Source organism: Stenotrophomonas sp. GbtcB23, assembly GCF_019091045.1.
GTDB classification, from domain to species: domain Bacteria; phylum Pseudomonadota; class Gammaproteobacteria; order Xanthomonadales; family Xanthomonadaceae; genus Stenotrophomonas; species Stenotrophomonas rhizophila_A.
Genome location: NZ_JAGXKC010000102.1, coordinates 1 through 2,116, shown reverse-complemented (window position 1 = coordinate 2,116; position 2,116 = coordinate 1). Strand labels below are relative to the sequence as shown.

The window sequence follows — 2,116 nt, the reverse complement described above, 5'->3', positions numbered from 1 at the left end:
CCATCCGGGGTACTCCCTGTTCCAGGATGCCCTGCGTGGCGTCCATTCCCAGGATGCGCGCGTAGGACGCGTACCCGATCACGCCAGCGACCAGCTCGCCGGCAGCCTGGCCACGGAAATGCATGCCGCCGGTGGTACGCGTATCGATGCCGTGCTGATGAGCGGCGATGCGGCCCGCACCTTTGCCGTACAGGGCAAGGCCGATGACCCCGCCCACCTGCGCGTCAGTGTCGAGACCGTGGTTGCGATGAACACACCGCTGGAGCAGAGCAGCCGCCAGATGGAGGCTACCGCCGCCAGCCAACAGCTGGAGCAGCAGAACCGCCAGCTGACCGAAAGCCAGGCTGCCACGCGCAGCATGACCGCCTGACCTCCGGCATCCACTCCGTCGCTGCCATAATGCGACCTTTCCAACGCCTGCATTTCCCCCATGTCCGACCTTGCGCCCCTGCCCGTCCTTGCCCCGGGCCACTACCGCCATTTCAAGGGCGGCAACTATCAGGTGATCGACGTGGTGCGCCACAGCGAGACCTTGCTGCCAATGGTGTTGTATCGCCCGCTCGACGAGGACCTGGGAGTGTGGGTGCGGCCGTATGAGATGTTCACCGCGCAGGTCGAGGTGGACGGTGTGCTGCGGCCACGGTTCGCGTTGGTGGACCAAAGCTGAGCTGGCGCAGTCGCCGCTGCGCGCACAAAAAGAAAGCGCCCCGAGGGGCGCTTTTTTGCTACGGGATCAAAGCCATGGACTCAAGGCGTCGCGGTCACACCCTGAGCTGAGGCGCCGACCACGATGAACGGGTCGCGCCCGGCATCGGCGTAGGCACCGCAGCTGGCGTCGCCCGGTGCGACCGGATCGCACGGCCACACCACGCGCGGCACGGTATCGCGCGGCTCGAAGCGCTCGCCATTCCAGACCGCGAAGCCAAGGTGCAGCCGGCCCCATTCGCCGTAGCTGCGCGGCTCGGGCTTCTCGGTGGTGCCGGCGTCCACATACCAGCGCAACGCGGGGCCAAACTGCAGTTTGCCCGCATCCAGCTGCACGCGCGCGCCGTCGGCGCCGTAGCGCTTCCGGTCAGCATCGGACAGCAACGGCTCTGCCGGCAGCGCCTGCTGGGTGATGTCCACCGGCGCCGCGCCAGCACTCACGCGGTACACGCGCTGCTGCACCAGCCCCTCGCGGCAGCTGCCGGCCGGCAGACGCACCGTCTTGACCGGCTCGGCGTCGGTGCCGCGGTTGTCGGCACACGCAAACGGGCCTGACACCAGGTACACCGTGGTGGACGGGTCAGCGCCTTCGAACGAACGCACCCAGACATCGCTCTGCACCGCCAGGAAGTCCGGGCGCAGCCCGTAGCCGGGCACGGCCTTGTACCAACCCTTCTGCCCAGCCTGGCGCTCGCGCCACGCGCGCGGCAGCAGCAGTTGCTGTTCCGGAATGGCCACCAGCAACGCTGAAAGGTGCGGCGGCAGCGTGCCTTGGCAGGCACCGATCAGGAGGTCCGCCTGGGTGGCTAGACGCGCTGCAAGGTCGTTCGGACAACGCGCACCGAGCTGACGCTCGATCTGGTTGTTGTCATTGGCGAGCGTGGGGATAGGCAGCGGGCGCGAAGCGACGGGCGCCGGTTCGGAAGAAGCTTCTGGTTCGGCTGGCCGACTGGTCGTTGACGGTGTTTCCACCGATGCAGCTGCAGCTGCCGCCGCGCCCACGGAAGCAGAAGGGATCACAGGACGTTGCGCCGCCGCAGCCGAGACAGGTGCCGCCACGGCGGACGCGGGATCGACTGTCGCTGCAGGCACCGCCGCCGGCGCCTCGACTGCGCTTTCGACGCCGGCGGCGGGTACCACATCCCCAACTTTTTCGATCGTAGCGGAAGGCTCTCGACTCACCGGTTCAACGGGCCGAGGCTCAATACCCGGAGTCACAGTCGCTGGCAGATTGACCAGGGCAGGCCCAGAGACAGCCGTCGCTTCCAGATCACTCATCGATGCAGCTGATGCGGGCGCATTGGTCGGGCTGGCGACACCTGCTGGCACGCAAACCGCCGATGCGGGAGATACAAGCTCTGGTGTCGCCTGAGCTTGCACAGGGAATGTGACAAGCGGCAGCAGCAGCAGA

General features: G+C 67.4%; 3 protein-coding genes. 2 read left to right on the top strand and 1 reads right to left on the bottom strand.

The genetic code is table 11. The features are described 5' to 3' along the window. The coding region (locus tag KVS69_RS18135) for an XVIPCD domain-containing protein (RefSeq protein WP_345776825.1) at positions 1 to 370 on the top strand (370 nt) is incomplete at its 5' end. Positions 371 to 430: 60 nt separating this feature from the next. After that, positions 431 to 667, top strand: a complete 237-nt coding sequence (locus KVS69_RS18130) for a DUF1653 domain-containing protein (protein ID WP_217539395.1) — start codon at positions 431 to 433, stop codon at positions 665 to 667. Positions 668 to 747: 80 nt separating this feature from the next. On the opposite strand, the gene KVS69_RS18125 is transcribed toward KVS69_RS18130, so the two are convergent. Further along, positions 748 to 1,443, bottom strand: coding sequence for a hypothetical protein (locus tag KVS69_RS18125; RefSeq protein WP_345776824.1), 696 nt, complete (start codon positions 1,441 to 1,443; stop codon positions 748 to 750). Between the last annotated feature and the right edge of the window lie 673 nt (positions 1,444 to 2,116).

Coding starts and splice junctions, on each gene's coding strand:
- KVS69_RS18130 (WP_217539395.1), top strand. CDS start 431: ATGTCCGACCTTGCGCCCCTGCCCGTCCTTGCCCCGGGCCACTACCGC.